Below are 494 nucleotides of genomic sequence, written 5' to 3'. Positions count from 1 at the left end.
CTTTAAAAATTTTCTAATAAAAAAAGCGATAGGGCTTATTATAACTCTATCGCTTTAATATTCTTATCTTTATTAATTATTTATACTTCTTTGATATATACTTTGTTCATAGTTGAGTTTACAATAGGATTGTCGTTGTGGTCTCTTTGTAAAGCAACTATTTTATCAGCAACATCCATTCCATTAACAACATTGCCCCAAACAGTATATTGTCCGTCTAAGAAAGGGCAGTCTGCTACACAAATAAAGAATTGTGAACCAGCACTGTCTGGATGCTGACTTCTTGCCATAGAGCATATTCCTCTTTTGTGTGATACATCATTAAACTCAGCTTCTATATTAAAACCAGGACCTCCTGTACCATGTAAATGCCTTTTAGTAGGGTCTTTACTAGTGGGGTCGCCACCTTGTATCATAAAGTTAGGTATTACTCTGTGAAATCTAATTCCATCATAAAAGCCTTCATTTGCTAATTTTTTAATAGCTTCCACATG

At 33.6% G+C, this 494-nt stretch carries 1 protein-coding gene; it reads right to left on the bottom strand.

Features of this window, described 5'->3' with window-relative positions:
* Positions 1–80: 80 nt before the first annotated feature.
* Positions 81–494, bottom strand: a 414-nt coding sequence (locus E6A48_RS11790; RefSeq protein WP_219710495.1) for a peptidylprolyl isomerase, incomplete at its 5' end; no start/stop codon positions are given.

The sequence above is a fragment of the Brachyspira pilosicoli genome (genome assembly GCF_019402445.1).
GTDB lineage: Bacteria > Spirochaetota > Brachyspiria > Brachyspirales > Brachyspiraceae > Brachyspira > Brachyspira pilosicoli_B.
Note: the sequence above shows the minus strand (reverse complement) of the source record. Positions and strands in the feature narration are given on the sequence as shown.